24 protein-coding genes, 3 tRNA genes and 1 pseudogene are annotated in these 25,109 nt (G+C 35.7%); 8 read left to right on the top strand and 20 right to left on the bottom strand.

The annotated features are described in order from the left end of the window. The first annotated feature begins 44 nt into the window (after positions 1-44). Positions 45-4,235, top strand: coding sequence for a DEAD/DEAH box helicase (locus IPH52_21080; GenBank protein MBK7057493.1), 4,191 nt, complete (start codon positions 45-47; stop codon positions 4,233-4,235). Between the two features lie 20 nt (positions 4,236-4,255). Here IPH52_21080 and IPH52_21075 read toward each other — a convergent pair whose 3' ends face one another. The 5 genes and pseudogenes from IPH52_21075 to IPH52_21055 all read right to left on the bottom strand — a co-directional run bounded on the left by IPH52_21075 (position 4,256) and on the right by IPH52_21055 (position 6,795). Continuing rightward, positions 4,256-4,456: a hypothetical protein gene (locus tag IPH52_21075; protein ID MBK7057492.1), complete on the bottom strand. Its 201-nt coding sequence runs from the start codon at positions 4,454-4,456 to the stop codon at positions 4,256-4,258. Then, positions 4,453-5,149: pseudogene (locus tag IPH52_21070) on the bottom strand (hypothetical protein). Before IPH52_21070 ends, IPH52_21075 begins: the two are co-directional and overlap by 4 nt. Next, positions 5,131-5,508: a hypothetical protein gene (locus IPH52_21065; GenBank protein MBK7057491.1), complete on the bottom strand. Its 378-nt coding sequence runs from the start codon at positions 5,506-5,508 to the stop codon at positions 5,131-5,133. Before IPH52_21065 ends, IPH52_21070 begins: the two are co-directional and overlap by 19 nt. 163 nt (positions 5,509-5,671) lie before the next feature. Next, the gene (locus tag IPH52_21060; protein ID MBK7057490.1) at positions 5,672-6,139 is read right to left on the bottom strand and encodes a PDC sensor domain-containing protein; all 468 of its coding nucleotides are present in this window, start codon (positions 6,137-6,139) and stop codon (positions 5,672-5,674) included. A 431-nt stretch (positions 6,140-6,570) separates the two neighbouring features. After that, complete coding sequence (locus IPH52_21055) at positions 6,571-6,795, bottom strand: hypothetical protein (GenBank protein MBK7057489.1); 225 nt, start codon at positions 6,793-6,795, stop codon at positions 6,571-6,573. 295 nt (positions 6,796-7,090) lie between these two features. Here IPH52_21055 and IPH52_21050 point away from each other — a divergent pair, with 295 nt between their 5' ends. The 3 genes from IPH52_21050 to IPH52_21040 all read left to right on the top strand — a co-directional run bounded on the left by IPH52_21050 (position 7,091) and on the right by IPH52_21040 (position 9,621). Beyond that, on the top strand, positions 7,091-7,306 hold the full coding sequence (locus IPH52_21050; protein MBK7057488.1) for an MASE1 domain-containing protein: 216 nt from the start codon (positions 7,091-7,093) through the stop codon (positions 7,304-7,306). A 554-nt stretch (positions 7,307-7,860) separates the two neighbouring features. Further along, entirely contained in the window at positions 7,861-8,763 is a 903-nt protein-coding gene (locus IPH52_21045; protein MBK7057487.1) for a SpoIIE family protein phosphatase, read from the top strand. Between the two features lie 114 nt (positions 8,764-8,877). Continuing rightward, a complete protein-coding gene (locus tag IPH52_21040) occupies positions 8,878-9,621 on the top strand; it encodes a YebC/PmpR family DNA-binding transcriptional regulator (GenBank protein MBK7057486.1) in 744 nt (247 codons plus the stop codon). A gap of 220 nt (positions 9,622-9,841) precedes the next feature. Here the strand turns inward: IPH52_21040 and IPH52_21035 are convergent, their stop codons facing one another. The 6 genes from IPH52_21035 to IPH52_21010 form a co-directional block, all read right to left on the bottom strand. Further along, the gene (locus IPH52_21035) at positions 9,842-10,873 is read right to left on the bottom strand and encodes a hypothetical protein (GenBank protein MBK7057485.1); all 1,032 of its coding nucleotides are present in this window, start codon (positions 10,871-10,873) and stop codon (positions 9,842-9,844) included. A gap of 12 nt (positions 10,874-10,885) precedes the next feature. Further along, on the bottom strand, positions 10,886-12,142 hold the full coding sequence (locus IPH52_21030) for a hypothetical protein (GenBank protein ID MBK7057484.1): 1,257 nt from the start codon (positions 12,140-12,142) through the stop codon (positions 10,886-10,888). A 25-nt stretch (positions 12,143-12,167) separates the two neighbouring features. After that, a tRNA-Arg gene (locus tag IPH52_21025) sits at positions 12,168-12,241 on the bottom strand. 8 nt (positions 12,242-12,249) lie between these two features. Beyond that, positions 12,250-12,669 carry a hypothetical protein gene (locus tag IPH52_21020; GenBank protein ID MBK7057483.1) on the bottom strand — a complete coding sequence of 140 codons (420 nt, stop codon included), beginning with the start codon at positions 12,667-12,669 and terminating at the stop codon, positions 12,250-12,252. Between the two features lie 24 nt (positions 12,670-12,693). Then, positions 12,694-12,780 (bottom strand) — tRNA-Ser (locus tag IPH52_21015). A gap of 13 nt (positions 12,781-12,793) precedes the next feature. After that, a tRNA-Ser gene (locus IPH52_21010) sits at positions 12,794-12,876 on the bottom strand. A gap of 337 nt (positions 12,877-13,213) precedes the next feature. Here IPH52_21010 and IPH52_21005 point away from each other — a divergent pair. Together IPH52_21005 and IPH52_21000 are read left to right on the top strand one after the other, a co-directional pair. Then, positions 13,214-14,158, top strand: a complete 945-nt coding sequence (locus IPH52_21005) for an ABC transporter ATP-binding protein (GenBank protein MBK7057482.1) — start codon at positions 13,214-13,216, stop codon at positions 14,156-14,158. Continuing rightward, positions 14,155-14,979: a hypothetical protein gene (locus IPH52_21000; GenBank protein MBK7057481.1), complete on the top strand. Its 825-nt coding sequence runs from the start codon at positions 14,155-14,157 to the stop codon at positions 14,977-14,979. The genes IPH52_21005 and IPH52_21000 overlap by 4 nt, the downstream gene beginning before the upstream one ends. A gap of 208 nt (positions 14,980-15,187) precedes the next feature. Here the strand turns inward: IPH52_21000 and IPH52_20995 are convergent, their stop codons facing one another. From IPH52_20995 to IPH52_20975, 5 genes are all read right to left on the bottom strand, one after another. Beyond that, positions 15,188-15,877: a glycosyltransferase family 2 protein gene (locus tag IPH52_20995; protein MBK7057480.1), complete on the bottom strand. Its 690-nt coding sequence runs from the start codon at positions 15,875-15,877 to the stop codon at positions 15,188-15,190. After that, positions 15,874-16,671, bottom strand: a complete 798-nt coding sequence (locus IPH52_20990; protein MBK7057479.1) for a hypothetical protein — start codon at positions 16,669-16,671, stop codon at positions 15,874-15,876. Before IPH52_20990 ends, IPH52_20995 begins: the two co-directional genes overlap by 4 nt. 9 nt (positions 16,672-16,680) lie before the next feature. Further along, complete coding sequence (locus tag IPH52_20985; protein MBK7057478.1) at positions 16,681-17,664, bottom strand: hypothetical protein; 984 nt, start codon at positions 17,662-17,664, stop codon at positions 16,681-16,683. Then, complete coding sequence (locus IPH52_20980; GenBank protein ID MBK7057477.1) at positions 17,657-17,935, bottom strand: hypothetical protein; 279 nt, start codon at positions 17,933-17,935, stop codon at positions 17,657-17,659. Before IPH52_20980 ends, IPH52_20985 begins: the two co-directional genes overlap by 8 nt. A gap of 72 nt (positions 17,936-18,007) precedes the next feature. Beyond that, the gene (locus IPH52_20975; protein MBK7057476.1) at positions 18,008-19,237 is read right to left on the bottom strand and encodes a response regulator; all 1,230 of its coding nucleotides are present in this window, start codon (positions 19,235-19,237) and stop codon (positions 18,008-18,010) included. Positions 19,238-19,555: 318 nt separating this feature from the next. Between IPH52_20975 and IPH52_20970 the strand changes: the two genes are divergently transcribed. Next, entirely contained in the window at positions 19,556-20,884 is a 1,329-nt protein-coding gene (locus IPH52_20970) for a phospholipase (GenBank protein ID MBK7057475.1), read from the top strand. A 157-nt stretch (positions 20,885-21,041) separates the two neighbouring features. Here IPH52_20970 and IPH52_20965 read toward each other — a convergent pair whose 3' ends face one another. The 3 genes from IPH52_20965 to IPH52_20955 all read right to left on the bottom strand — a co-directional run bounded on the left by IPH52_20965 (position 21,042) and on the right by IPH52_20955 (position 22,002). Next, a complete protein-coding gene (locus IPH52_20965; protein ID MBK7057474.1) occupies positions 21,042-21,257 on the bottom strand; it encodes a hypothetical protein in 216 nt (71 codons plus the stop codon). Beyond that, a complete protein-coding gene (locus IPH52_20960) occupies positions 21,248-21,364 on the bottom strand; it encodes a transposase (protein MBK7057473.1) in 117 nt (38 codons plus the stop codon). The genes IPH52_20965 and IPH52_20960 overlap by 10 nt, the downstream gene beginning before the upstream one ends. Positions 21,365-21,561: 197 nt before the next feature. Next, the gene (locus IPH52_20955; GenBank protein ID MBK7057472.1) at positions 21,562-22,002 is read right to left on the bottom strand and encodes a transposase; all 441 of its coding nucleotides are present in this window, start codon (positions 22,000-22,002) and stop codon (positions 21,562-21,564) included. A 428-nt stretch (positions 22,003-22,430) separates the two neighbouring features. Here IPH52_20955 and IPH52_20950 point away from each other — a divergent pair, with 428 nt between their 5' ends. Beyond that, complete coding sequence (locus IPH52_20950) at positions 22,431-23,510, top strand: SH3 domain-containing protein (GenBank protein ID MBK7057471.1); 1,080 nt, start codon at positions 22,431-22,433, stop codon at positions 23,508-23,510. A 10-nt stretch (positions 23,511-23,520) separates the two neighbouring features. Here IPH52_20950 and IPH52_20945 read toward each other — a convergent pair whose 3' ends face one another. After that, positions 23,521-24,807, bottom strand: a complete 1,287-nt coding sequence (locus tag IPH52_20945; GenBank protein ID MBK7057470.1) for an HDOD domain-containing protein — start codon at positions 24,805-24,807, stop codon at positions 23,521-23,523. Positions 24,808-25,109: the final 302 nt, after the last annotated feature.

Below are 25,109 nucleotides of genomic sequence, written 5' to 3'. Positions count from 1 at the left end.
ATTGACTAATTAGTTTTCTTTTTCTAATAAGAATAAAGAAAGCTATGAGCCTCACAAACAGCCAGAAGAAATTATTAGAGGAGTATCGAAAACTCCCTGAATTCAGCAAACAGGTTCTAGTTCTATTTTCATTGGCTTACTTTGAAGTAAACCAAACAAAAATATTTGCTTTGGTAAACAGTCCCCCCTTCAAAGCATTCCGCTATGGGACAATCAAGCTTGACACATTAAAACATCATTTACAAGAATTAAAGCGGCTAACATTGCTTACTCTTCCTGAAGGAAAAGCTTACAGATGCAATCCAGAAATCGTCGAAATCATAACTCGTGAATCCATAAAAGAAGGCACATTCTTAGTAGCCGCTAGAACCATTGAATTCGCCGCCGAAGAAAGCTATCGAATGGAAAATAACGATATATTTGTCCTCGGTAGAATCGGACTCTATCGAGGAGAGAAAAATATATTCGGCGAATTTGAAAGAATTAAATCTTCTAAGAGAAATTACTATTCCCTGAGAGATTCTGATCATTACATTTTCAAAGTATTATCCTCTTTGAATAATCCCTACGATCCAGAATTCATGCAAACGTTTGAATTCCCTTCAGATTATTTCGAAATGTTTTATGGAACTATCATTTCCTTATCTATAGAAAATGGAATTCCAAATCCAGAAGCAATCGAGTTTGCTATTCAACTCTGCAAGAATCAAGATAAGAGGATAACAGGAATAATCCCAGATTTAGTTTGTGAAGATTTAATGTTTCAAGGGAGATTGCAAGAAAGAGATGAAATTTATAAATTAACTCAGAAAATCCATGAAAATGCAAACCCCTTCAATGATGGAATAAAATACTTTATTAAGAATAAAGCAGACGAGGCGATTCCATTCTTTGAATCTGGCATCGTGAATCGAAAGAGAACAACAAATAAGAAGAATTATCTTCTAGAATCTTATCTATGTGTAGTCTACTTCTTTGTTCTCCTTAAAACCGGGGAATCAGATAACTACCAAACTGCAATGAACTATTCAGCAAGGATTGCAAAAGAAATAAATCATCCATTTCGATTTCCATTTCAATCCCTTTATGGATTATGCCTATTTGCCTCAGGCTTAGAAAGAGACGTAAATAAAATTAATATTGGCTATCTTCCTCCATCGAGTGAAGACTTTTGGAATGTATTTGTTTTTGGCATTGTTTTGTATTGGACAAATCCTAGCACTTCTCATAAAAGCTTACCTTACTTAAAAAAGTCATTAAACAATGTAAAAAAATCCAATTATAAATGGATGGAAATGCAATTGCTCGATCTAATTGCTAAGATTGAAAAGATAGAATCGAAAGAAGCATTAGAATTAAAAAAAGAGTTGGGTAGTTTTTTTATATCAGATACAATTGAAAAGAAAGAAGATTGGCATATCATTCTAAATGCTCTTAGTTCCCTCAAATCAAAAACAGCAACGGTTAATACAAATCAGCCGGACAAAAAGCGAATTGCCTGGAATATAGGCTATGATAAGAAACGAAATACTGTATTAGGAATTCAACCAATAGAGCAAAGTTATTCTGAAAAAACTGGATGGTCGGCAGGAAAGCCCGTATCCTTAAAAAGACTAAAAACCGATTCTAGTAAAATTCCTTTCCTATTAGAGCAAGACATTAGAGCTACGAGTTATATTAGAGCCTATTCTCAAAACTATTATGGAGGACTTGACTACTCTCTAGATGCTAATGTTCTCTTAGAGCTTGTCGGACACCCCTATTTATTCTGGACAGATTTAAAGACACGCTTTGATTTAGAGAGAGGAGAACCAGAATTAACCGTCGAAGAGAATGAAGCGGATAATACAATTAAACTACTACTTCATCCAAAAGAAATCGAGGAAGATGAAAAGTTTACTTTGCAATTAGAAACACCCTCTCGCTTAAAGCTGATTGTATTTTCCAACGAGCATCGTCAAATTGCAAAAATCTTAAGTGGGTTAAATGTAAAGATTCCCAAAACAGCAAAAGAACAAGTTCTAAAAGCGATTACAAATCTATCTAGCTCTATCCTAATTCAATCCGATATAGGCGGGGCAGAAACTCAGACAGAAAAAGTAGATTCAATTTCGACTCCCTATCTTCACCTATTACCTTACGATGCAGGTTTACGGGTAACAGGATTTTGCCGACCCTTTGCAGGAAAAGGTCCCTATTACAAACCTGGCAAGGGTGGCAAGAATCTAATCGCAGACATAGAAGGAAAAAAACTTAGCACAACTAGAAATTTACTAGAAGAGGAAATGAGATTTAGCGAATTATTACGATTATGCCCTACACTTCAATCTACCAATTTAGCCTCTGAATATGAATGGATTTTAGAAACTCCAGAAACCTGCTTGGAAGTATTATCTGAAATACAAACGATAGGCGAAACTGCAATCATTGAATGGCCTGAGGGAGAAAGATTTAGAATCAAAAAACAGGCTGATATTTCTAAATTTCATATGGGAATCAAAAAAGACAATGATTGGTTTTCTGTGAACGGAACTCTCGACTTGGGAAATAAAGAAATTATAGAGATGCAAGTTCTTCTGGAATTACTTGAACAAAGTCCGGGTCGATTTATTAAAATGAACGATGGGAGTTTCCTTGCGTTAACCGCTACTTTTAGAAAACAACTAGATGAATTAAGAGCCTTCTCTGAATCCACCAAAGAAGGACTTCGTTTTTCTCCTTTGATCGCACCGCTCATGGAAGACTTCGCCTCCCAAGTTGCGAGCCTTAAAGCGGATAAGGCATGGAAGGCGCAACTGGAAAGACTTAAAGAGATAAAGGATTTTAAGCCAGAACTTCCCAATACATTGCAAGCAACGTTAAGAGATTATCAAACAGAAGGTTACGAGTGGTTAGCCCGACTTTCTCACTGGGGTGTTGGTGCTTGTCTTGCTGATGATATGGGACTCGGTAAAACAATTCAGTCTCTCGCTATTTTACTAACTCGCGCTGCAAAAGGACCAAGCCTAGTAATCGCTCCTAGTTCTGTTTGCATGAACTGGCATACAGAGAGTTTGCGCTTTGCACCAACACTCAATTCAATTCAATATGGCGGAAAAAATCGAAGCGAGATAATTGAAAGCTTGAAGCCGTTCGATCTTATAGTCTGTAGTTATGGAATGATCCAACAAGAAGATGTTGCTGAGACTTTTAAATCTGTAGATTGGCAAGTGGTCATTTTAGATGAAGCACAAGCTATTAAGAATATGTCAACGAAACGATCGCAAGCAGTGATGAGTTTAAAGGCTGGATTTCGCCTACTTACAACAGGAACTCCGATTGAAAATCATCTCGGTGAATTGTGGAATTTATTTCGATTTCTAAATCCAAGTCTATTGGGCTCAATGGAAAAATTTAACGAGCGTTATGCGATACCGATTGAAAGATACAAAGACAAGGCTGCCCGCAATCAGCTTAAGAAATTAATCCAGCCCTTCATTCTACGCCGACTCAAGAATCAAGTATTGGATGAATTGCCGGAGAAAACAGACATTACCCTCCAAGTAGAATTAAGTGATAAAGAAAGATCTTTCTATGAGGCACTCCGACTGAACGCCATAAAAAAACTTACAAGTAAAGAAATGCCTGCCGGACAAAAACATTTACAAATTCTAGCTGAAATTATGAAACTCAGACGCGCTTGTTGTAATACTAAGCTCGTAGAGGCTAAGATGGATTTGCCTAGTTCAAAATTCGAGGCATTCATAGAAATCCTAGAAGAGCTCTTAGAAAATAAACACAAAGCACTTGTATTCAGTCAATTTGTAGACCATCTCAGTTTAATCAGAAAATACCTAGAAGAAAAGAAAATATCCTTTCAATACTTAGATGGAAGCACTGCTATGAAAGATCGCAAGCTCAGAGTAGATGCATTCCAAAGAGGAGAAGGAGAGGTTTTCTTGATTAGTCTCAAAGCAGGTGGAACAGGACTTAACCTCACTGCGGCTGATTATGTTATCCACATGGATCCATGGTGGAATCCTGCCGTAGAAGACCAGGCATCAGACAGAGCATATCGCATAGGTCAGAAAAGACCGGTAACGGTTTACAGGCTAGTAGCCAAAGATACCATCGAAGAAAAAATTGTAAACCTTCATAAACACAAACGTGACCTAGCAGATAGCCTCTTAGAAGAAACCGACATGAGCGGAAAGATTTCCGCTGATGAGTTGCTTAGCTTATTAAAGGGCGGGTGATAATAAATATCCACATAGATCTACACCTTAAAATAATCCATTTGCTCTTTTAAATTATTAGCCATCTTTGCTATTGCTTCTGAATTGGAATTCAAATCACTCATACTAGATGCATTCGATTGAATGATTCCGCTAACACTGAAAATAGCATGAGCTATTTCGTTTAACGCTAACTTTTGTTCTTCCATAGCCATTTGAATTGCCTCTGCGCCTAATTTCATTTTCCGGCTTCTGAATTAACAACGGAATTTATTTCTACTTCTGCGTTCATTTGGTTTTTTAAATCACGGATTGTTACATCTATTGTATTGACAGCTTCTATGATTTGTCCGATTAGATTGACAGTATTACTAATGGTCACACTGCCCTTTTCAATTTCTTCGTCGTTTTGCTTAATGATGGAATTTATATTACTAATACTATTACTTGTTTTTGAAGCAAGAGTTGCTACCTCATCTGCTACTACTGCAAATCCCTTTTCCTGCTTCACCAGCTCTCGCGGCTTCAATGGCAGCGTTTAATGCGAGTAAGTTTATCTGTCTGGATATTCCATTTATAATTTCCATCACGCTTGTTATTTGCTTTGAGCTTTTGCTAATATTTTGAATACTTACATTCATATTATGCAACGATGCTTTTCCAATGTCTGCATCTTTTGTAATCGAGTTAATTTTTTTGGAAGCGTTAGTTACCCTGAGATTCATGCTTTGAATCAAACCAGAAAGTTCATTCATCTTATTAAATAAATGATTCACCGCATTGGATTGACTAACTGCTTTCTGTGTAACATTTTCAGCGCTCGATGTAATCTCTTCAATAGAAGCAGAGATTTGCTCTGCCGTAGAGGCTTCCGCTTGACTGTTCTCTGAGATACTTCCTATCGATCTACTCATATTCACCGCAGAGACTGCCATATCTTTTGATGTGTTCTGACTCTCTTTGATAATTTTTGTAGACTTTCAATAAAAGATTTCAGGCTAACAGAGATAAGCCCTATTTCATCTAAACTATATGAATTCGTTTTCTGGCTTAAAATTCCTTTAGACATGGCTTCAACTACTTCTGAATTTTTAACTAAATAACTTAGTTTCTTTGCAAAAATCAAATATATAATAATCCCTGAACAAATTGCACATAATATTATTAAACCCGCAATATAAAGTGATGTTTGGAGAGCTGGCAATTCCAAATCATTCAAATCAATTGTTGTTAAAGATACAATTCCACTTGAATTAGAAGAAACTTCTTTCATTAAAACTTTATTCGCATCCATATAATGATAGGAGATAAGCTCATCGTTGTTTGCCTGTAAGATTTTTTCACTGAATGAAAGATTTTTAAAGACGTCAATAAAAGCTTAGAATCTGGATGATTTATAAATACTGCATTCTTATCCAATGAAAAAGAATAACCTGTTTTTCCGATTGGAACTTTATTTAAAAACTGTTTGTAAATTTCAAAATTGCAATTGGAAAACCAGCTACTCCAATTACTTTGCTTCCATCTAGAATAGGAGCGGTTACTAGCAATACTGCGTCTTTAGTAACAGGGGAAGGAAATGCTGCGCTAATATAAAATTCTCCCTTTAAGGATTTTTCCATATTTACATTTGAGCGTTGCTCTTTTTTCATTTCAAGACCAATGCTTGCACCTCCGGGTAATCCAGAATATAGAATTGTAGGATTACTATCTACAGAGGTAATGAAAGTATTCTCATAGAAATTATTTCCATTAGAATAAAGACTTGATAATCGACCATTTAACCAAGCTGTATTTTTTTGCTTCACTGCTTCTATGACTTCGGGAGTTTTTGTAAATTGTAAAATCTCTTCCTTTCTCGATAATAAAAATTCATCTATAATAAATATATTACTCTGATTCGCTGCCTTCATTCGCGAAATCATTGATTCCTTCAAGGAGCGATAATTCATATTGTAGACAAGTAGATTTATGAATAGAGAAAATATGCAGATAATCATGATTACGTTCCCGGAAAAAACATTCACGAGGTTTTTTGTGCATTCTCTCTTTTGCAATTGGTTTAGAAAACACCAAACGCAGCTAGTTCAACTAAGAGTTTTTCGGTCATGTTAAAATATACAAATAAACAAAGCAAAGAAATTAATACGATGGATCCTACTAAGTTATATAATACTGAGTAATCGCAACTTCAGGCTGAAAGAATAGACCGATTAAAACACAGAAACGTTGCACAAATATAGGCAACGACAGGTGGAATAGAATGAAGAAGGAAGATTCGAATAGCGATAAAATGCTTCTCGATATGTTTCTGGCTTTACTTCATTGCCCAATGATAATTCTTCAAAAGTAAAGATCAAACGGCTTTAACAATCGTTTGTTCTGTAAAAATATATGTAAAGCAAGCAGGAATCGTGAAGCATGTTATCTTCAAAATAAGAAAGAAGGATTCAGTAGAAAACTCTCCCAAAAAGAAAATGAAAAACAAAATAATTGGAACAGTGATTAGAAACCCAAATCCTTCTGTATAAAGCCAAAATTTTAATTTAAAGTCATTGTATATTTCAGAATAGTTTTTCATTCAGTTCCTTTCTCCCCAAAAATGGAGTTATATCCTTTTGTCTATTTATCGGTAGATGAAAATATTCCCCTTAGGGCTTTATACCTGGTTTACTTATTACGTGGGACACGCCTAAGAAAAGACTGAGTTTCTTTGTTTATACCGAACGCCAAAAATAATTTCTCAACCCTGTATTGAGACTACTTAGCATTGTGTCAAAATCAAACTTTAAGAAGTCTAGCATAAGTTGGATTTATAAGTAATTTATTTTTTTCACTCGACAAAAGAAGCCTGCCTACTATTATACAGCTTCCAAATGAGAGCTGCATTTTTCCTAATTTCAAAAACAATACTCATTGCAATTGGTTATATATTAGCCGCAAAACTTGGATTCTTTCTTGCCTTCTTAAATTCACAAGTATCTCCTGTCTGGCCTCCAGAAGGCGTAGCTTTTGCTACGATTGTTTTAATGGGGAGAAATGCAATTCCAGGTATTCTTATTGGTGCAAACACTAGCGAATTATATGAATAATCCGCACATCCCGACAGCAATCTTAATTGGATTTGGAAATACACTTGGGAGTAATTATCAATTATTTGTTAAACCTTTTCGTTAAATCAGATAGAATTTTGATTCCATTTCCAACTTGATTCAGTTTTCTATTTTTCTGCATAATCCCCGGTTCCTTTGTCAGCGCATTCATAGGAGTAACTCTCTACGTATTTTTAATTTTGTTCCAGAGACAGTTTACTGGAATGTTTTGTTAACCTGGGGTGCAGGAGAAATGCAAGGGTTTATCATTGTTGCCCCCTTTATACTAACATGGTCAAAACTTCGACATGAGATTTCTTTCAGCAGATATGTAGAACTACTGGTTCTCTGTTTTTTATGATAGCATCGACCTTACTTGCCTTTCGAGAAGAAGTTCCTCTTGGTATTTACCATTTCCATTTATTGCTTGGGCAAGCTTACGATTTAAAAAATATGCAGCAACTGTAGTAATCACATTTTTATCTGGAATAGCAGTCTATAAAACAGTAAAAGGAATTGGACCGTTTGCCGTTTACCTCGACGGTAAGATTTCTTTGAATAATTCTTTGATACTTTTAGATATATACATAGCCGTTGCAACAATCATCGCTTATCTAGCTGTGACCATTATGCGCGAGAGGTCGAATGCACAATCTTCCCTCGTTGAAAATCTAAAGACTATAGAGCGAATGAAAGACATTGCAAATCAAGAACTCGAGAAAAAAGTCATCGAAAGAACTGTTATTATTGATAAACAAAAAAGACAATTAGAAAAACAAATTGAAATGGCAGGTAGAATCCAAGACTCTCTTCTTCCTGCCAACATTCCTGATATTGATAAATTAAAAATTGCGATAAAATACCAACCTATGATGAAACTAGGTGGAGACTTTTTTGATCTACGCTATAGCAAAGCAAAAGATACATTTGGATTTTTCCTATGTGATGTATCAGGGCATGGTGTGCCTGCTGCACTGTTAGCCGCAATGGTAAAGATGTCCCTTACTTATTGGTATGAGCATTTACACAAACTCACAGAGTCTTTTCATTTTATCTACGAATCCATATTTGATAAGTTAGGAAAGCATTTTATAACAGCAAGCCTAATGCATATTAACCTCAGCAATGGAAAATTGAGAACAGCCAGAGCTGGACATTTTCCTGTAATGATTATTACTAAAGCTGGAAAAGTAATCCGTTTAAAATCGAATGGGAAAATTATCATGGCATTAAAGAAGCCAGAAGCAGAAGAAGTAGAATATAGATTAGCCGCTGGAGATCGCATTGTCATTTATACAGATGGAATTATCGAGGCACATGGACAGAACTCATACGAATTATTTTCCGAAGAAAGAATGATTAAGATGCTACGAGAACTAAACCAAGTAGATATAAATATTGTCGTAGAAAAAATTTTCCAATCCGTAGTAGAGTATTCAGGGGATTGGAATTCTTAGACGATGATTTGACTTTTGTGCTGATGGAATACAATCCAAAATAAAAAAAACATTTTCAAAAATCCTAACCACAAAAAACGATGTATGTAGAATAAGTTTTAGAGAGGATTTAACATGTCAGGACATTCGAAATGGGCAACCATCAAAAGAAAAAAAGAAATCATTGATTCCAAACGAGGTGCCATCTTTACAAGATACGCCAAAGAAATCACAGTTGCAGCCAGAATGGGTGGATCTGATCCAGAAGCAAATCCAAGACTTAGAGTAGCCGTCCTAAAAGCAAAATCAGCCAATATGCCCAAAGACAATATTGAGCGCGCAATTAAAAAAGGAGCAGGCGAATTAGAAGGCGTAACCTACGAAGATTGTCTTTATGAATGTTATGCTCCCGGTGGAATTGCCATCATGGTATCCGTCACGACAGATAAAAAGTCGAGAACTACTCCTGAAATAAAAAACATTTTAACTAAGTTCGGGGGCTCTCTCGCGAATCCAGGAAGCGTTAGTCGCTTATTCGAAAAGAAGGCTATCATCGTAGTATCCGCTGATCAAATTTCCGAAGATGCGTTAGTTGACTTAGTGGTAGATGCAGGTGCTGACGATGTTGCTCTTCATGATGATGTATTTCAAATTACTGCTCATCCCGAAGCTTACGAAAAAATCCAAGAAGCAATTAACACAAAAGGTCTACAAGCAATTGAGTCAGAAGTAAAATTCGTTCCGTCTGTAACCGTCGAAGTAACCGATCAAGCCGTTGCCGAGAAGGTAATGAAGATGTTAGACATGTTCGAATCCCATGACGATGTGCAAAGTGTAAATTCAAACTTCGAACTCTCCCCTGATCTAGATATGGGGTAATGAAGATTTGCCACAGAGGCACGGAGACACAGAGGGAAAGAGGTTTCAGGAGAGTTTATTTCAATATCTAAAGTTTATGACGGTATTCAGGTTTTTGTTTTTTTATATAGTAAAATCCAAACGCTCAAACTTTTTTAAGCTCTCTTTAATTTGATTTAAGTTAATAAACGAATAACACTCATAAAACTTTCTGTGCCTCCGTGCCTCTGTGGCAAGACAATCAGTCTTCTTTTTCTTCCAGTCCGAGACGCCAGATTGCGGTGCCTCGGATTTTTAAATCTTCTGCGACGTCTTTCATTTTGTTTCTCGTTTCTTGGTCGGCTAGAAAAATCATACTCAACTTTTTCTTTTCATCTCTGAGTATTTTTATGCATCCAGAAGATTCTCTTTTCCCTTCCCATTTTTTCTCATAGATTTGTCCATCGCGTGAAGAAATAATATTTACTTTCTTAGAATCAAGAACCCACTCATATCCATAAGACGGCATCCCAAGCCAAATCTGCTCTGGCTTAAAATATTTTAGGAGATGAACTAGATTCTTCCTTGTCCATTCAAGAGATGTAACACATCCGGCTTCTGTTTTTTTATTGTGATAATCATAACTCATTAAAACAATTTCATCTACAGCAGAAGCAAGTTTTTCAATATTGTGTAGCTTACTCGTATTTGCCGGAAAATCAATCTGCGGAAAGACTGCAAAGGTAAGTTTCATTTTCTTCTCTGAGAGCGCAGTTCTCAATTCATTTAGAAAATCTACTAGTTTTAAATCATACTCTGGTGGCAAATACTCAATATCCAGATGAACTCCTTTCAAGTCTTGCTCTTGTAAAAAATCTACTATAAGATCGGTCGCCTTTCGCTTTGATTTATCACTATTTAATAGTTCAATTCCTTCTCGTATAGAGGATACAATTATCATTGGATAAATCATTGCTCTTGCTGCTTCTTTAGATTTTAATCCGGACTTAGAAATTTTATCAGTGAATTGAGAGGTATAACGAAGTTGCCCCTTCCCATTTAATTCCAATCCATTGATACAAAGTATTTCATACGATTTAGAAATAGAATCCAAGTATTCTGGCGAAAACTTTTGGAGTGAGGATGATACAATGTAACCCCATTGGTTCTTTGGGTTTATCTGTTTGGGAATTTCTTTTGGTTCGGATTGTGGTAATATGGAAAAATTTGTGTATAGTGCGAGAATTATTCCAAATTGAAACTTTGAAGTTAGAAGTTTTTTTATAGGATTCATTGCGAACAATCCCTACATCTTATCCTGCAACAAATACAATTCGCTAGTTGCATCAGCCTTATTTTTATTGAGTGCAATTGGTCCGCGTTTAACAAAGCGAAATCTTTCTTTTAATAGTTCATAGGTTGCAGCGGTTACTTGTATTTCGCCGTTAACTCCGTGTTTTTCCATGGCGTCTGCGTCATCGAATGATTTATTGATATAGAATATATCTATCTTCTGTGCATCGGTTGCGTAGTCTACATACTTGCCACTTGCCATACCCATGCGAAGATCAAGCTTGAGTTTATTAACAGAGCAGATCCCTTGAAATTGTTTTTGAAAATAGAGAGCCAAGTTGGCAAGTGAATCCGCATACTCAGGATTAGCTCCTGCGGGATGCTCTAAGACTAAAAACCAATACTTACCATCTTCTTCATGCTCTTCAATATTATTCTCAAGACAAAATTCTTTTCCCTTCGAAAAGAGTTGTTTTAGAAATTCGTCAAGACCTATGAGAGTTTCCTTTGCACGAAAATAATTTGCAATGCCTGTGATGTCGAAGTATAGAAGAGAAATATTTTGCAGATAATAGGTAACAGGAAGAATTCCAGGCTGTCCGAGTCTTGGAGCAGGTATAATTTGCTTCAATAGATTTTCTGAATAATTTTTCCAATACTCTGCTTGGTCGATAAGACGAATCTGGTTCTTAATATATTTGTCCATATAGTGAGTCATTCCAAATCCAACTGTTGGGATGAGTGCCATTATAGAGCATTGAAATAAGAAATACTGAATGTCTTGATTGCTCGTAAATACAGATTTGTGGAGAAGAAGTAAAAAGGAATAGAACAATACATAAAGACCTGAGATAATAGAGGATTGTAAAAACTTAAGCCTTAGAGCCGATGAGATTAACAGTAAGTAAACGCAATACTGTAGCAGATAATAGTAATTTTCCTTAATGATAGGAAGGTTTTGTTCCGCCAACCACTCACGAGCCCCAATGGCAAAGAATACATTGGTCGGAACTCCGATGAGGACAGCGAGAAATGCTTTTACCTGCACATCCTCTGCTTTAGAAATATTCAGTGGTTTTAGAAAAGGATGAAGTAGCCCTACAATAAATACTTTTACAAGATTTAATAGATGAAGACCAGGAAATTCTCGAAGAAAAAGAAAATCTAAAATCGAAAAGAATACTACGACTGCAAGAATGAAATTATACGAGAGCCTAAAAATATTAATGCGCTCAATTTGATTTTCGAGTGGGTAATTGGGTAGTGCCATAGGCTTATCAGTTGAAAAAAAGATTTGCGCTTGAAGGGATTTGAACCCCTAACCTTCTGATCCGTAGTCAGATGCTCTATCCAGTTGAGCTACAAGCGCGATAATTACTAAAACAGCTTTGTGACAATGAAATCGTAATGTTTGTCAATGACTGCCATATCAAGAGTTTTATTTCTGTGATAGGAGTAAATAAAAAAAATACAAAGTCCCAGATAAGTAATAATTCCTGCAAAATGAAATAAATTAGCCAGAGCAGGACCTATAAAGGGAAGCATATTCAAAATTACACTAATCGCAAAGCAGATAAAAAAATAAGAAGCAAAAAGCAGGGAGTAAAGAGAGCTTTTCTTGATAGAAGGAACTTCTGATTTAAAAATCAAAAAAGGAAGCCAGTTGAAAAATAATGGGAGCATTGCCAAGTCACGCATTCCTTCTTCGGAAATGAGAAATGCATACACTTTCTCAGAATACATCTTAAGCATCTGAAAGTATTTATTAGAAGTAAGACTGTTCTTGACTTGTTCCAAAGAATTGTTGTTCCCAAAAAGAATCGGAGACGCCGGGATTCGAACCCGGGGTACAGTTACCCGTACGACAGTTTAGCAAACTGCTCCTTTCGGCCACTCAGGCACGTCTCCTGTTTGAAATTTGCGGAGAGGGTAGGATTCGAACCCACGGTGCTTTCACACGACGGTTTTCAAGACCGCTTCATTAGACCACTCTGACACCTCTCCCAAAATTCCATTTTCTTTGTCTTTCGAAGCCCGTTTCCTGTCAACGGAATTCTCATAAAATGGAAGGATTTTATTGGAAAATAAAAGATTACCACCGATGGACACCGATAAAAGAGCGATAGAAAATGATACGGACTTAAAGCCAATTTCAAATGCTTAAATTTAAAAATTATCGTATCTTTTATCGGTGTCCATCCCCCTTCGCTGAAAGTATTCGCGACCTTCGCCTTCGCCTGTTCATCGGTGGTAATCAGTTTCTTATTATTTAGTGTAAGCTAAGCTGGTTTGGATTATTGATTTACAGTCAATGGCATTTCAAAGAGTCTGACAAGGAATTATGATTCTAAGAGTAGAAAACCTTTCTAAAACATATCAGCCCGTTCTTCTGTCCAAAAAAGCACCTTTACACGCTGTAAAGAACGTAAGTTTCGAAATCGGGAAAGGAGAAATCTACGCACTGCTCGGTCCGAATGGAGCGGGGAAATCCACTATCATTAAAATGATTGCCGGTCTAATCAATCCGACTGCTGGCAAGATTATTTTTAACGACGAGCCTACTACAAAGAACACAGTCTATAAAAATCTAAGCGCAGTCTTAGAAGGAACGCGTAACGTCTACTGGCGATTAAACCCACTTGAGAATTTACACTACTTTGCAAATCTAAGAGGGATTTCTTCTTCGGAAGTAAAGGAAAAAGCCACTGCTCTATTGGAAGCATTAGAAATTGAAGGAAAGAAAAAGAATCAGAGCCAGCATCTTTCAAGAGGAATGCTACAAAAACTAGCTCTTGGTGTAGCACTCATTACAGATCCACAAATTCTTTTACTCGATGAGCCAACTTTAGGATTAGATGTAGCGAGTTCTCGTAAGATAAAGGAAAAGATTTTCCAACTTGCTAAGAAAGAAGGCAAATCAGTATTACTCACTACGCACCAGATGGATTTAGTAGAAGAGCTTGCAGATCGTGTTGGCATTATCCGCACAGGAAGTCTGGTTCGAGAAGGAAGTATTGCAGATTTAAAATCCATTTTTAAAAGTTATATCTATCGCATAAAGATTAAAGGTGATTTTAAACTTCCAGCGATTTGGGTTAAATCCTATAGTGCTGAGATCAAGATGGAACAAAGAGAATACACCGAGATAGAAATTGACTGCAAGAATAAACTTGGAATGTATAAAATCTTAGGTGAGTTAGAAAAATTAAAGAAAGACATTATATCATTTCACAGAATCGAAGAAGATTTAGAAGAAGTTTTTTTAAGGGTATTATCAAACCAATGATTAGAATAATTACATTTATTTACGATTTTTTACTCATACTAAAAGCAGAAGTTAAGAGAGATTATATTTATTTAAAGCGTTATCCGCTAGAGATAATCTCATTTCTATTTTTTATGTATATCATATTGCTTGCTGTGTTCTTTGGATTTTCTCAATTGACTATTGGTAGCGCGAGTCTATTAAACCGAGAAAAAATGATTATCGGATATTGTCTCATGCAATTTGTATTATCCACCCAAATGGGTTGGTCAGGACAAATTCAAAATGAAAGTCAGACAGGCACACTTGAACAACTTTCTATTTCCGGTCATTCACTCGGAGAAGTATTACTCGCGAGGGGCTTAGCACAATTACCCCGTCAGATCGTAAGTTTCTATCTTTTACTTTTTCTATATAAGATCAGTATTCCAGGACTTCAGATTGGTTTTAATAATAATTTCTTTATTCTTTTTACACTACTCATTATGGCGATCGGAATCTTCGGTGTATCTTATATGTTTGCTGGAATCACACTTTTGTTCAAACGAGTCGGTTTCTTTTTTCAGATTGTAAATTTCGCCTTCCTCGGACTATTCTGGCAAGATAGAAGTAAGCTCACCAACGGAAGTCTACTCGCTGCGTTATACGATAATTTTCCACTCACAATGGGAATGTCCAATTTACAGAAAATATTAATCAATCAATACGTAGAATTAGACTTCTCCGAGCTACATATGCTAGCATTTACAGTTAATTCATTGTTATTCGCCGCTCTCGGATACTACCTGTTTAACTTAATGGAGAAGAAGGCTAGAACATTGGGGCTATTGTCGCAGTATTAAATATTGCCACAGAGGCACGGAGTCACAGAGGAAAAGAGTTTTTAAGAGAGTTTATTTCGAGAATTAAATTTTAATCTGTTATTAAGGTTTTTTCATTCTCTAAACCCAAATTCTGAATTATATAAGCTCTCTCTTTAGCGTGAATGTGTTAATAAACGAATAATACTCATAAAACCCTCTGCGTCTCCGTGCCTCTGTGGCAATAAACTCAAAACAAATTATATTTCAGTATACACCAGATCGCGCGAACGCCGTCTTTCCAACCGATTTTTTTTCCTTCAGCATACGTTCTTCCGTAATAAGAAATTCCTACTTCGTAGATACGAATTTCTTTTATTTTTGAAAGCTTTGCTGTAATCTCGGGTTCAAAGCCAAAACGGTTCTCTTCGATTTTAATAGATTGAATGATTTCTCGTCTGAAAGCTTTGTAGCAAGTTTCCATATCTGTAAGATTGATATTGGTAAACATATTCGAAAGCGTGGTTAATACCATATTGCCTAAGCGATGCCAATAGTAGACTACTCTATGAGGACCTGCTCCTAAGAATCGAGAGCCGAATACAACGTCTGCTTTCCCCTGTGCAATTGGATCAATGACAATAGGAATTTCAAATGGATCGTATTCTAAATCAGCGTCTTGAACAATCACAATATCACCTTTAGCCGCTTGAAATCCAGTTCTGAGAGCTGCCCCTTTTCCCTGATTGACTTCGTGTAAAATCAAGCGATCCACTAAGTGCTTTAATTCATTTTGTAAAACATGTCTTGTTCCATCTTTAGAGCAATCATCGACGACTATGATTTCTTTGTCTTCAATAGGAACCTTACGAACTACTTCTAGAATATTTTGAATTGTATTTTTTTCGTTATAACAGGGAATTACTATGGATAATTTCATTTTGCTTTTAGTCCCACAATTGAATCCATTCTAAAATCAGTGATTATGTTTGCGCAATTTACAATAATCATTTCCGCGCCAGTATCAAAACTGATTCCATTGTATTTTTTAAATAGATCTGGATAATCTTTTTCATTAAATTTGAATATTAACTTCATGTTAATTTTTTTATTCTTAGCCGCGTCTTCTAGATACATAGAAATATGTTTGAGTGCAAGACAGCCTTCTTTCATAATTGCCTGATTGTCTTGTTCTATCTTTCCTTGATTGACGCCAATTCCAGAGAGAATTTTAACATGCTCTGAGATTCTAAATGGAAATTGCCCTTTGCGATTCAAGCCAATTCTTTCAAGTTGAATGATGGAATCGTGAATGCTGTTGATCTCGGCTGTTCCGCGAAAGATTTGATACAGGAGTTGTAAGTCTGTCTCTACAAAGTTTGATATGGCTCCAAAGAAATACTTCAATTCATTTTTGGCCATAGGATGAAAATCGATTTTATTGTATTTTAGAATACGTGTTTCGTTCTCTTCAATAATTTTGTTTAGAGTAGGACTCTGACTTGCTTCTTTTCTAGCTTTTATTTCTTTATGCTTAGCCTTTAGCTGCTCTAGGAATAATAACTCATCTTTAAAGAAAAGTTCTAAACTTCCGCGCGATCTGAGCACTTGTGTATATCTCTCCTCAAATGGAGTCAGCTTGAAAATATTCGGATTCTCTTGAGCATAAGTCCGATATTCATTTCTTACTTTGAGCAATAGGGCTTCGATTTCTTTATTTGATAACTCAGGCATAGTATTATATTATACGGCAGATTCTTTCCAATTTTCGATACTTCTTTTAAGGAAGTCCAAATCATTCAGACAATAAACAGCTGCCGACTTAGAATCCTTGAATAAAGTTTGCTGCTGATAGCTTAAAGATTTTACTTGTTCTTCGCTTTTTGCATTTAGAACAGTTAAAACATTTGTTACCATTTTGGCAAACTTTTTTATTAAGATTAGACAAGGCTCTTGCATTTCCCATCGAAGAATATAATCTAACCTATGCTTGTCTGACTCTAAAGAAGTCAGAAAATCTTTTTGAATTACAGTATAATTCATGGAATAATGATGAGTTGCTTTTGGGAAAGCAGTAATTTCTTTGAAACGATTTTGAAAGCCTTCAATAATTCGAAAAATCTCAGATTCAAAATCACGATTAAAATTTGAGATAACATTCTTATTTTCAGAGGGATCTCCTGTAATATCAAAAACACGAGAATTCTGAACATTGAGCAAAGTCGATATGATTCGATCCTTATTTTTCTCGATGCATTTAAGAAGATCAAATATATATCTGCGCTCATCTGCTAGAGAAACGGGATTGGCAAGGGAATTTTCATATGCCTTCTTAGTAACAGGAACAACGTTCTCAATATTTAAGTCAATGTCTCCAAAAATATCCTCATGAGCATCACTGTGAGTAAACTGTTGGTGTAGTTCTGCCCTATCTGCTTCTCGGATTTGATCTCTGGCTTTTCGGGTAGCTTCTTCGGAGTCTTTCTCATAGTCTCGCCCTTCCTCTTCTTCACCGAATTGTTTTGAGACATGGTGAGTTAGATCCTCTCCGAGATTTGATTTTGTCTTAACGCGGAGGATTTCTAGTTTTCGACTTTCTTTACCAAACCGAACAACAAAGCGATTGCCGTCTTTGTCTATATATCTCTTATTTAGCATATCCATCTTGAGGCTGTGCTGAATTTCTAAAATTGAGTCAATTGGTATATAATCACTATCTTTATTCATGCCAAATTATCTCTAAAAATTTTTCCATTATCAATTCACCTGCATATTCATTTAAGTAAGTATGATTCTGACGGCAAATAGAATTTAATAGGACAAAGTAACTACTCTCTAAAAATAAACGAATATTTTTTTTATTTTCCGAGTGAAAATAGAGAAAATCTTCTCTAGTGGAATGCAATAGCCCAAAACGTAAAATCAAACCAATGTCTATTCCCTCTTCCTTAAGTATTGCTATTAGCGACTCGTCTAAGCTTGCTAGGATTGAATGCATAATTTTTCTCCTTACTCTAGTTAATAACACTAGGTAAAGAAATGAGCTTTATGTGCGATTTTTTTAGAAAAATTAACAATCTACGTTAAATGGGAGTTCAATATTAAAATCAATCAAAACACGCCCTGTATTTTCAAGTGAGTTTTTCAAGTTTACAGTTCGAATATTACCTTTGTGGTTACGAATAATTTTTTCGACATAGCAAAGTCCCAATCCAAAATCAAGGGTAGGATACTTTTCATATACAAGACGAGAAATACGAAAGAATGGCTCGAAGATAATATTTTGGTATTCGCGGGGAATTCCATTTTGCACCTTGGTATCTCTTTCTGGAGTGTTCAAAATAGAAATATGAAAAGCATCTTTCGCAATTTCAAATAGAATGTAAATTTTGCTTTCAGACTCTGAAAACTTAAGCGCATTGAATAATAACTCTTCTAGTGCCTTTTTAAAATATTCTTCATTGATTTTTATTTTTTTTGTATTGCCCGCAAACGTATTGTTCGCCAGTCGAATTGTATTTTTTCTTACCTGCTGATATTCAGACATATTTCCAACTATCTTTTCAATCAGCGTATAGAGTTGCGAAATAGTCATTGCCTCTTTTGGTAAATCATTATTAATCACATAGTCAATGTCACCAATTATAAAAATTAGCTTATTTGAAAATTGTGTATTCTCAAAAAGCATATCCATTAATTCTTTTTCTACAATATAGTGATTGCCTTCTTGCTTAGAAGAATTTTGAATTAACTGAACTAGTGGAGCTAGAGTTCCAAGACCTGCACCTTGTATCAAGCTGCTGTTAATATTTGCCATTAGCCCGCTATCGGTTTTATCAATATCTTTCTTAATTAGATTTTCTTTGAATAGATTCCAATTGAGTTGATGCTCTATTCTAACTTCTCTTTCCTTTTGAATGTTTTCATTGATGATTCTAAGCTCAGCTATCTCAAATGCTTTATCTACTCGGTTCGTTAACTCTAAAGAATTGAAAGGCTTAACAATATAATCATGCACACCAATTTTAAATAATTCTACAACAGTCTTTATATCTGTTTCACCGGTGAGGATAATGACGATGGGCTTATATCCAGCGGCAAATATTTCAAGCATTATTTCCTTTCCGGATTTTTCCGGCATATTCAAATCCAAAATCACAACGAGTGTTGGATCCGATAAGAATAAATCCAAAGCACCTTTAGATGTAGTTGTAGTTACAATGTCATATTGCTTTGCGAGAGTTCCCTTTAGAACTTCTATCATGATTGCATCATCATCGACTATGAGTAATTTATTCATTTTCATTTTAAAAAAAATCTATATATGTATTGAGGCAGCTATTACCATCTTCATAACTTTTTCCATAATAGAAACAACTTTTTGAGTGTATCCAAATTGATTCTATTCTATAAAAGCCAATTTCACAGAATAGAATTGAACAGTAGTTCTTTGTGAACTCGAATCAACTCTTTTTTATACTGTGGACAATGCTGTTTTACTTTTATCCTAAGTATAAATGAAATGTCTATTTAATTTTTTTTACACACTGCTAAACTTCATTGACGCATTTTTTTGGAATTGCAATAACAAGTAAAATGTAGGAGAACACAATAAAAAATGAAAAATAACCGAAAGATAACTATTTCCATTATGCTAATATTTCTATCAGGAACAGGATTGTTTGCTTGGACAGACCATACCCTTGGAACATACCCTGCCCTTGCCAATATGCCTGAAGTAAAAGATGCTAAGCCAGTGCAAGTCGAGTCTTTTGAAGACTTCCTCAAAAAGGAAAGCCAAGGTCTTGCAGTATTAATGAAAGAGCAAGAAGATTTTGCTCGTGCGAATATTCAAAATTATCCACCAAAACCTGACTCAATCCTATTTGATCCAAACGATAAACAAAATATAAGAAAAAATTTCTTAATGGCGATGAGATTAAATCCAAACATACCTCTTGCTTATTATATCCAAGAATTACCTGGGACAAATGTTTCTAAAGCGGAAAGTTTTCCAATTGAGAAAATTAGTGTATATAAAGATATTTCTTTTTTTAATCGCATGACCTATAGAGCTTTAAAACCAAAAGCAAACGTTAGTCCCCTTGCTGTTTTGGCTACAGCCGCAGATGAGCCGGACTATGGACATGATATTGGATTGTATGAAGACAATGAAGTAGAAGCAGGCAAAGGAGTCATTACCGAGCAAGGAAAAATATATGGTTTCGGCCAACAGCCATTTGGCGACAAAAGATTTGAGTATGGCTCACAAGCACCTTTTCATATGGGCTTTTATCATGAAGCAGGAATTGTATATGCAGCAGGTGGATTTATTAAACGCACTCTTCCTGAATATCGAATGAATCAATATTTATCTCTTGCTAGATTTGCATTCAAAACAGGTCATCCATATTGGGGTTATCGATTTACCGGATGGGGATTACACTTTGTGCAAGATTTAACTCAGCCTTACCACACAACATTAATTCCAGGAGTCGGAGCACCTAGAATGCTTTTGATTAATATCATTTCAAAATTTGGTTTAGATGGAGCAAAGAATGGAATGATCAAAAGAGTTGCTGATAGACATATTGCTATTGAGTATTACCAATTTGAATGGTTCTATAGTATTTTTAAAAATAAAGAAACAGATAATCTAATGTTACGCGCCTTCTCTGACATCAGTGGAGATACGTCCTATGGAGAGTTTAATCAAGATTATATCCGAAAGGTATTGTCTAAAGAATCAAATGAAAGGGCAAGTCAGTTAGACGAGAGTATTGAAGGATGGGAAGAGATTTTTAAATTTATGGATTACAATGTTCGTTACGAAGAAGTCAAAGTAGATTCTCCCGGAAAGAAAGAAGTAGACGAATTCTTAATCCTTGTAATGAAATCCTTCGGAGCGCATACTCGTAATTATCTGAGAGCTGCATTAAAGTATTAGTAAAGCGCAGAGAATATCTCGCGTAAAGCCGCCTGGGTATTCATGGCACCCTCATTATGTTGCGCCCCAAGAAGCAACATTGAGTTTCGTTTTCTATCGGGGGTCTTTTGTTGAGATTCCCGATTAAGGATTTCGGGAATGAACTGTGATAAAAAAGTCAAGAAAAACATACTTTTTTATCATCATACAGTTCGCCTTTTTTTACGATTGTGAAAGCAATCTTTACTAGTTTGTTCGCGACAGCCATTAAGGCAACCATTCGATGCTTACCATTCTCTATTAGTCTTTTAAACATTTCCTTACACGATTTATTACATTTGATAGCAGCCATAGAGCACATATACAATAGTTGCCGCGTGGAACTCATACCCATTTTAGATAATGAACTTTTCCCTTTACACTTGTTCCCGATTCAGAAATACGAGGGCATAATCCAACGTATGCGGATAACTGCTTGTAATTCGTAAAGTTTTTCGAAATTCGAAGTGATTGCTATTAATTCAATAGCGGATAACTTTCCTATGCCGGGAATACTTACTAAACTTTCATAAGACTTACTTGCTTTTTCTTTTACTACCTCTTGCATATTTTTTCTAATTCATCAATCTGCTTTTGCAAATTCGCAATTGTTTCCTCGATAAATTTAATTGAAGTCTTATCAGGACGCACTCTCGCTTTCATTGCATGTAATTGATTTTAAATCGAACTACAGTTTCTTTAAGTTGACTTAGAACTGCTCTACGTTGACGCATATCGTCAATGTAATCTGGAGTAGGTTTTTCAGGCTCCGGAGACATCTTCAAGCCATACTCTGCAATCATCTCCGCGTCTGACGCATCTGTCTTCGTTCTTCTCAATGTCATCTTAGAAAAATATTTTGTCTGTAAGGGGTTAACAACAGAAACCTCAAATCCAGATTCCATGATTCTTTTGGTTAGCAGTGTTGAATAAGAGCCCGTTGCCTCTAATACACTTCTATCATCTTGTTTTAACTTCTTGATAAACTTTTTCACACCTTCTTCATTATTTACAAACTGAACGACTTTGTAATTTGAATTAGAAGAAGGAAACGCTACGTCAAAAGTATCCTTTGCCACATCAATCCCAATGTATCTCATCGTTATCACCTCTATTAAAATTTTTCTTGTAAAAAATTTCGTCCTTTTGAATAACGGAAATTACCCAAAAACGGCTTAGCAGGAGAGAAAAAATTAGACTCTATCATCACGCATACAGGCTCGAAGCCTACTGAACTGTCCAGAGTTTTAATTTAGGGTTGGTGAACCTGCATTCCCGTCGGTCTTTCTGACCAATGACACGGACTCGGTTTATTCTCCTCCCCTCTCTCTTGTTAAGTTTATTTTTTTACTATCTTAAAAAGAAAACCTCTTTTTTAACATATGATGACAATCGGTTCGTCATATTAAAAAGCGAGTGCGTTGCACTAGTTTTATTCTCACCATGACAATCTTCATGTTTTTAAGCACTTTGCTACTCCCCATAAATAAACATTGACTGAATTGCTGTATCCCCACATCTCTCTAGTATGAAAATAATATTTATAATTCTAATACTTGCAATGAATCTCTTCGCAGAAGATTTTCCTAAGACAAACACTCGTTATGTGCTCATTCAATCAGGGGTATTGAATGTAAGAGAAAAACCAGTAGATGGTAATGTTCTCGCAAAGCTAAAAGCAGGCGATACAGTGACTATCCTTGACGAAACTGAGCCAGCTAGCTATGGATGGAAGAAAGTGAAAACATCTGGCGGCATAGTTGGATTTACCTCGGAAGAGTTTATTGGTTATTTCCCTATAACAGAAATACAAAAAGCAAAACTCATCGGAGTCGTAGGAACAGGTGACTCTTCAGATAATATAAAAAAAGGCGCTTTGAGAATTCTAGGAGCCTCTTTTTCTGGAAAATGGTATGGCTTTGATGGTTCGGGCGATTTCAATTATCTTCTCAATTATGCAGTTTCAAGCAAGAAAACATTCGATATATCGCAAAATGCGAAGAAGGTAGGAAGTTTTAAAGCAGAGAATGTTGCTAAATACGGATGTCAGGAATTCAAAGGAATCTCAGGAACTGCTTCTTCTAAAGAACTTACCTCTTCCAACGAAAAGTTATTTCTAGGCACACTCGGCATTTCTGAGTCTAAGTCTAATTATTCACTCACAGAAAAAATATCTGCCGACCTTACTTCGAATCTTCTCAAGGAAGCAGGTTTAGTTTTTAAAAAGAACAAAGTGTCGGCAAAAGAACTAGAAAATATTTCCGAAAAAAAGATTATCCAAATTACTACGGCTAAAGACAAATCTTATTTAGTAGCTCGATATGCTATTAAGAAAGAATTTACAGAAAAACATTCAGTCTCTTTTGTAGCTGAGATTTTAAAAAACAACGAAATCAAACTAATTCATTCCAATTTTGAAACACTACCAGAAGAAAGAGGAAATTATGGCGGTAGCTTTCACTTTATGGGAATTCTAGATTTAGATAATTCAGGCGTTCCAGCTATTCTATTTCATCATATTGGATTCGACTCAGGCATCTATGAAATCTTTCGAATCACAAAAGACAAAATCGAATCTGTATTTCTCGGTGGGGGTGACGCTTGTTAGTCAATCGTAACTAAGCCATCATTTCAAAGAACGGGTGATCCTTAATCATATCGTAATATTCTTGTTGAAACGAATTTTTTAACTCATCCGTAAATTTATATGATTCGTAAATCGCTGGCTCAATGTTCGCATCATACAAAGGAATAACAAAACCGAGCATTTTAGAAGCCAGAATATTAGCTAGTCTAGTCAGCTTGACTACATCACTCATCATTTCCATTGCATTGAGTTGAAAGTTTTGGTGTGCTATAGACTGTTGCAATGAGATTGGCATATTCCACATTTTAAAAACCCTCGCTCCTGCTTCAATATGGTCTGTATTAAAATTCTCTTTTTCTACAAAGAGTAAATCTCGCACTCCAGTAGAGGCTAATTCCAATAATTCAGAATAGCGAGTTGGAAAATTCAAAGCTAAAATAGTCATTCCAATTTTGTGAAGTAGACCAGCTAAAAAAACCTCTTCCCTGATTCGCTTCAACCCAAGCGGACTAGTTAAATCAAATGCAATCAGTGCGGTTAATACCGGTAATTCATGAAGTTGCTTTTGATAAATTTCACCACCAAGATTCTTGGTAAATTGTTTATTTGATTTAAGCATTACCAAATTCTTTACTGTCTTCATACCCAAAAGGGTAATCGCATCCCTCAATGTATTAATCTTGCCTGACCTTCCATAATAAGAAGAATTTGCTATCTTCATAATATCCGTAGTAATCGCTTGATCGGGACTAATTATTTTTTCTAACTCTTCGCTGCCGCCTGCCGGATTGTCTGTATCAAAACTCATTACCTTAATAGCGACCATCGGAAGAGGAGGAATTGCAAGATCAGAAAGACGTATTGTTTTAGCTGTTGCGTCTGAAGCATTAATAATACCAGCTCGTCCTAGCACTTGTCCAAACTTATCGATGATTGAATTTCGGTTGAATGGTTTTTTTAAGAATCCATGTATCTTTAATTGTAAGAGGGAATGAATCAAACCTTTATCTTCGGAAGCCGAAACTACTAAAATTTTTAGTGTCGGGTATAACTGATTAATCTCTTTAATTACTTCTACTCCATTCTTTCCGGGTAAATGTAAATCAACACAAACTAAATCAGGCATATGACTAGTATGCGCTAGATGATACAATAAATCATCGCCGGTTTCAGATTCATGTAAAATATCAAATTTCTCAGATTGCAGGAACCTTCTGAGTAAACTTCTATCTATCGCTGCATCGTCAACAAGCATAATGTTATATGGTTTTAATGTGTCAGGATTCGTCCCGATGGAAATATGTTTTTCTGTGGTCATAATCATTGTATATATCCGATTGATAGTTTAGGAAGCCTTTTGTATACTTTATATCTAACTTTTCAATCAAAAAATCAACTTACGACCCAATATTTTAATTGTGTTCTTACTAGGAAAGTGATGGGTAATGCTAAGAGGAAAAAGAAAAAGTTATTATAAGTTTCTCTCACTACTTGCAAAACCTTACTCAGCGTTTGCTAAGGCTTCTGTTTTCATGTCCATGAGTAATTCTGCTTTAGTGTCCGGTGCGGTGTATGTATTTTGAAAACAGGCATTAAGGTTCTGCAATCTTAACCCCTCTA

The sequence above is a fragment of the Leptospiraceae bacterium genome, assembly GCA_016708435.1.
GTDB lineage: Bacteria > Spirochaetota > Leptospiria > Leptospirales > Leptospiraceae > UBA2033.
This window is presented reverse-complemented; position numbering and strand designations above follow the sequence as displayed.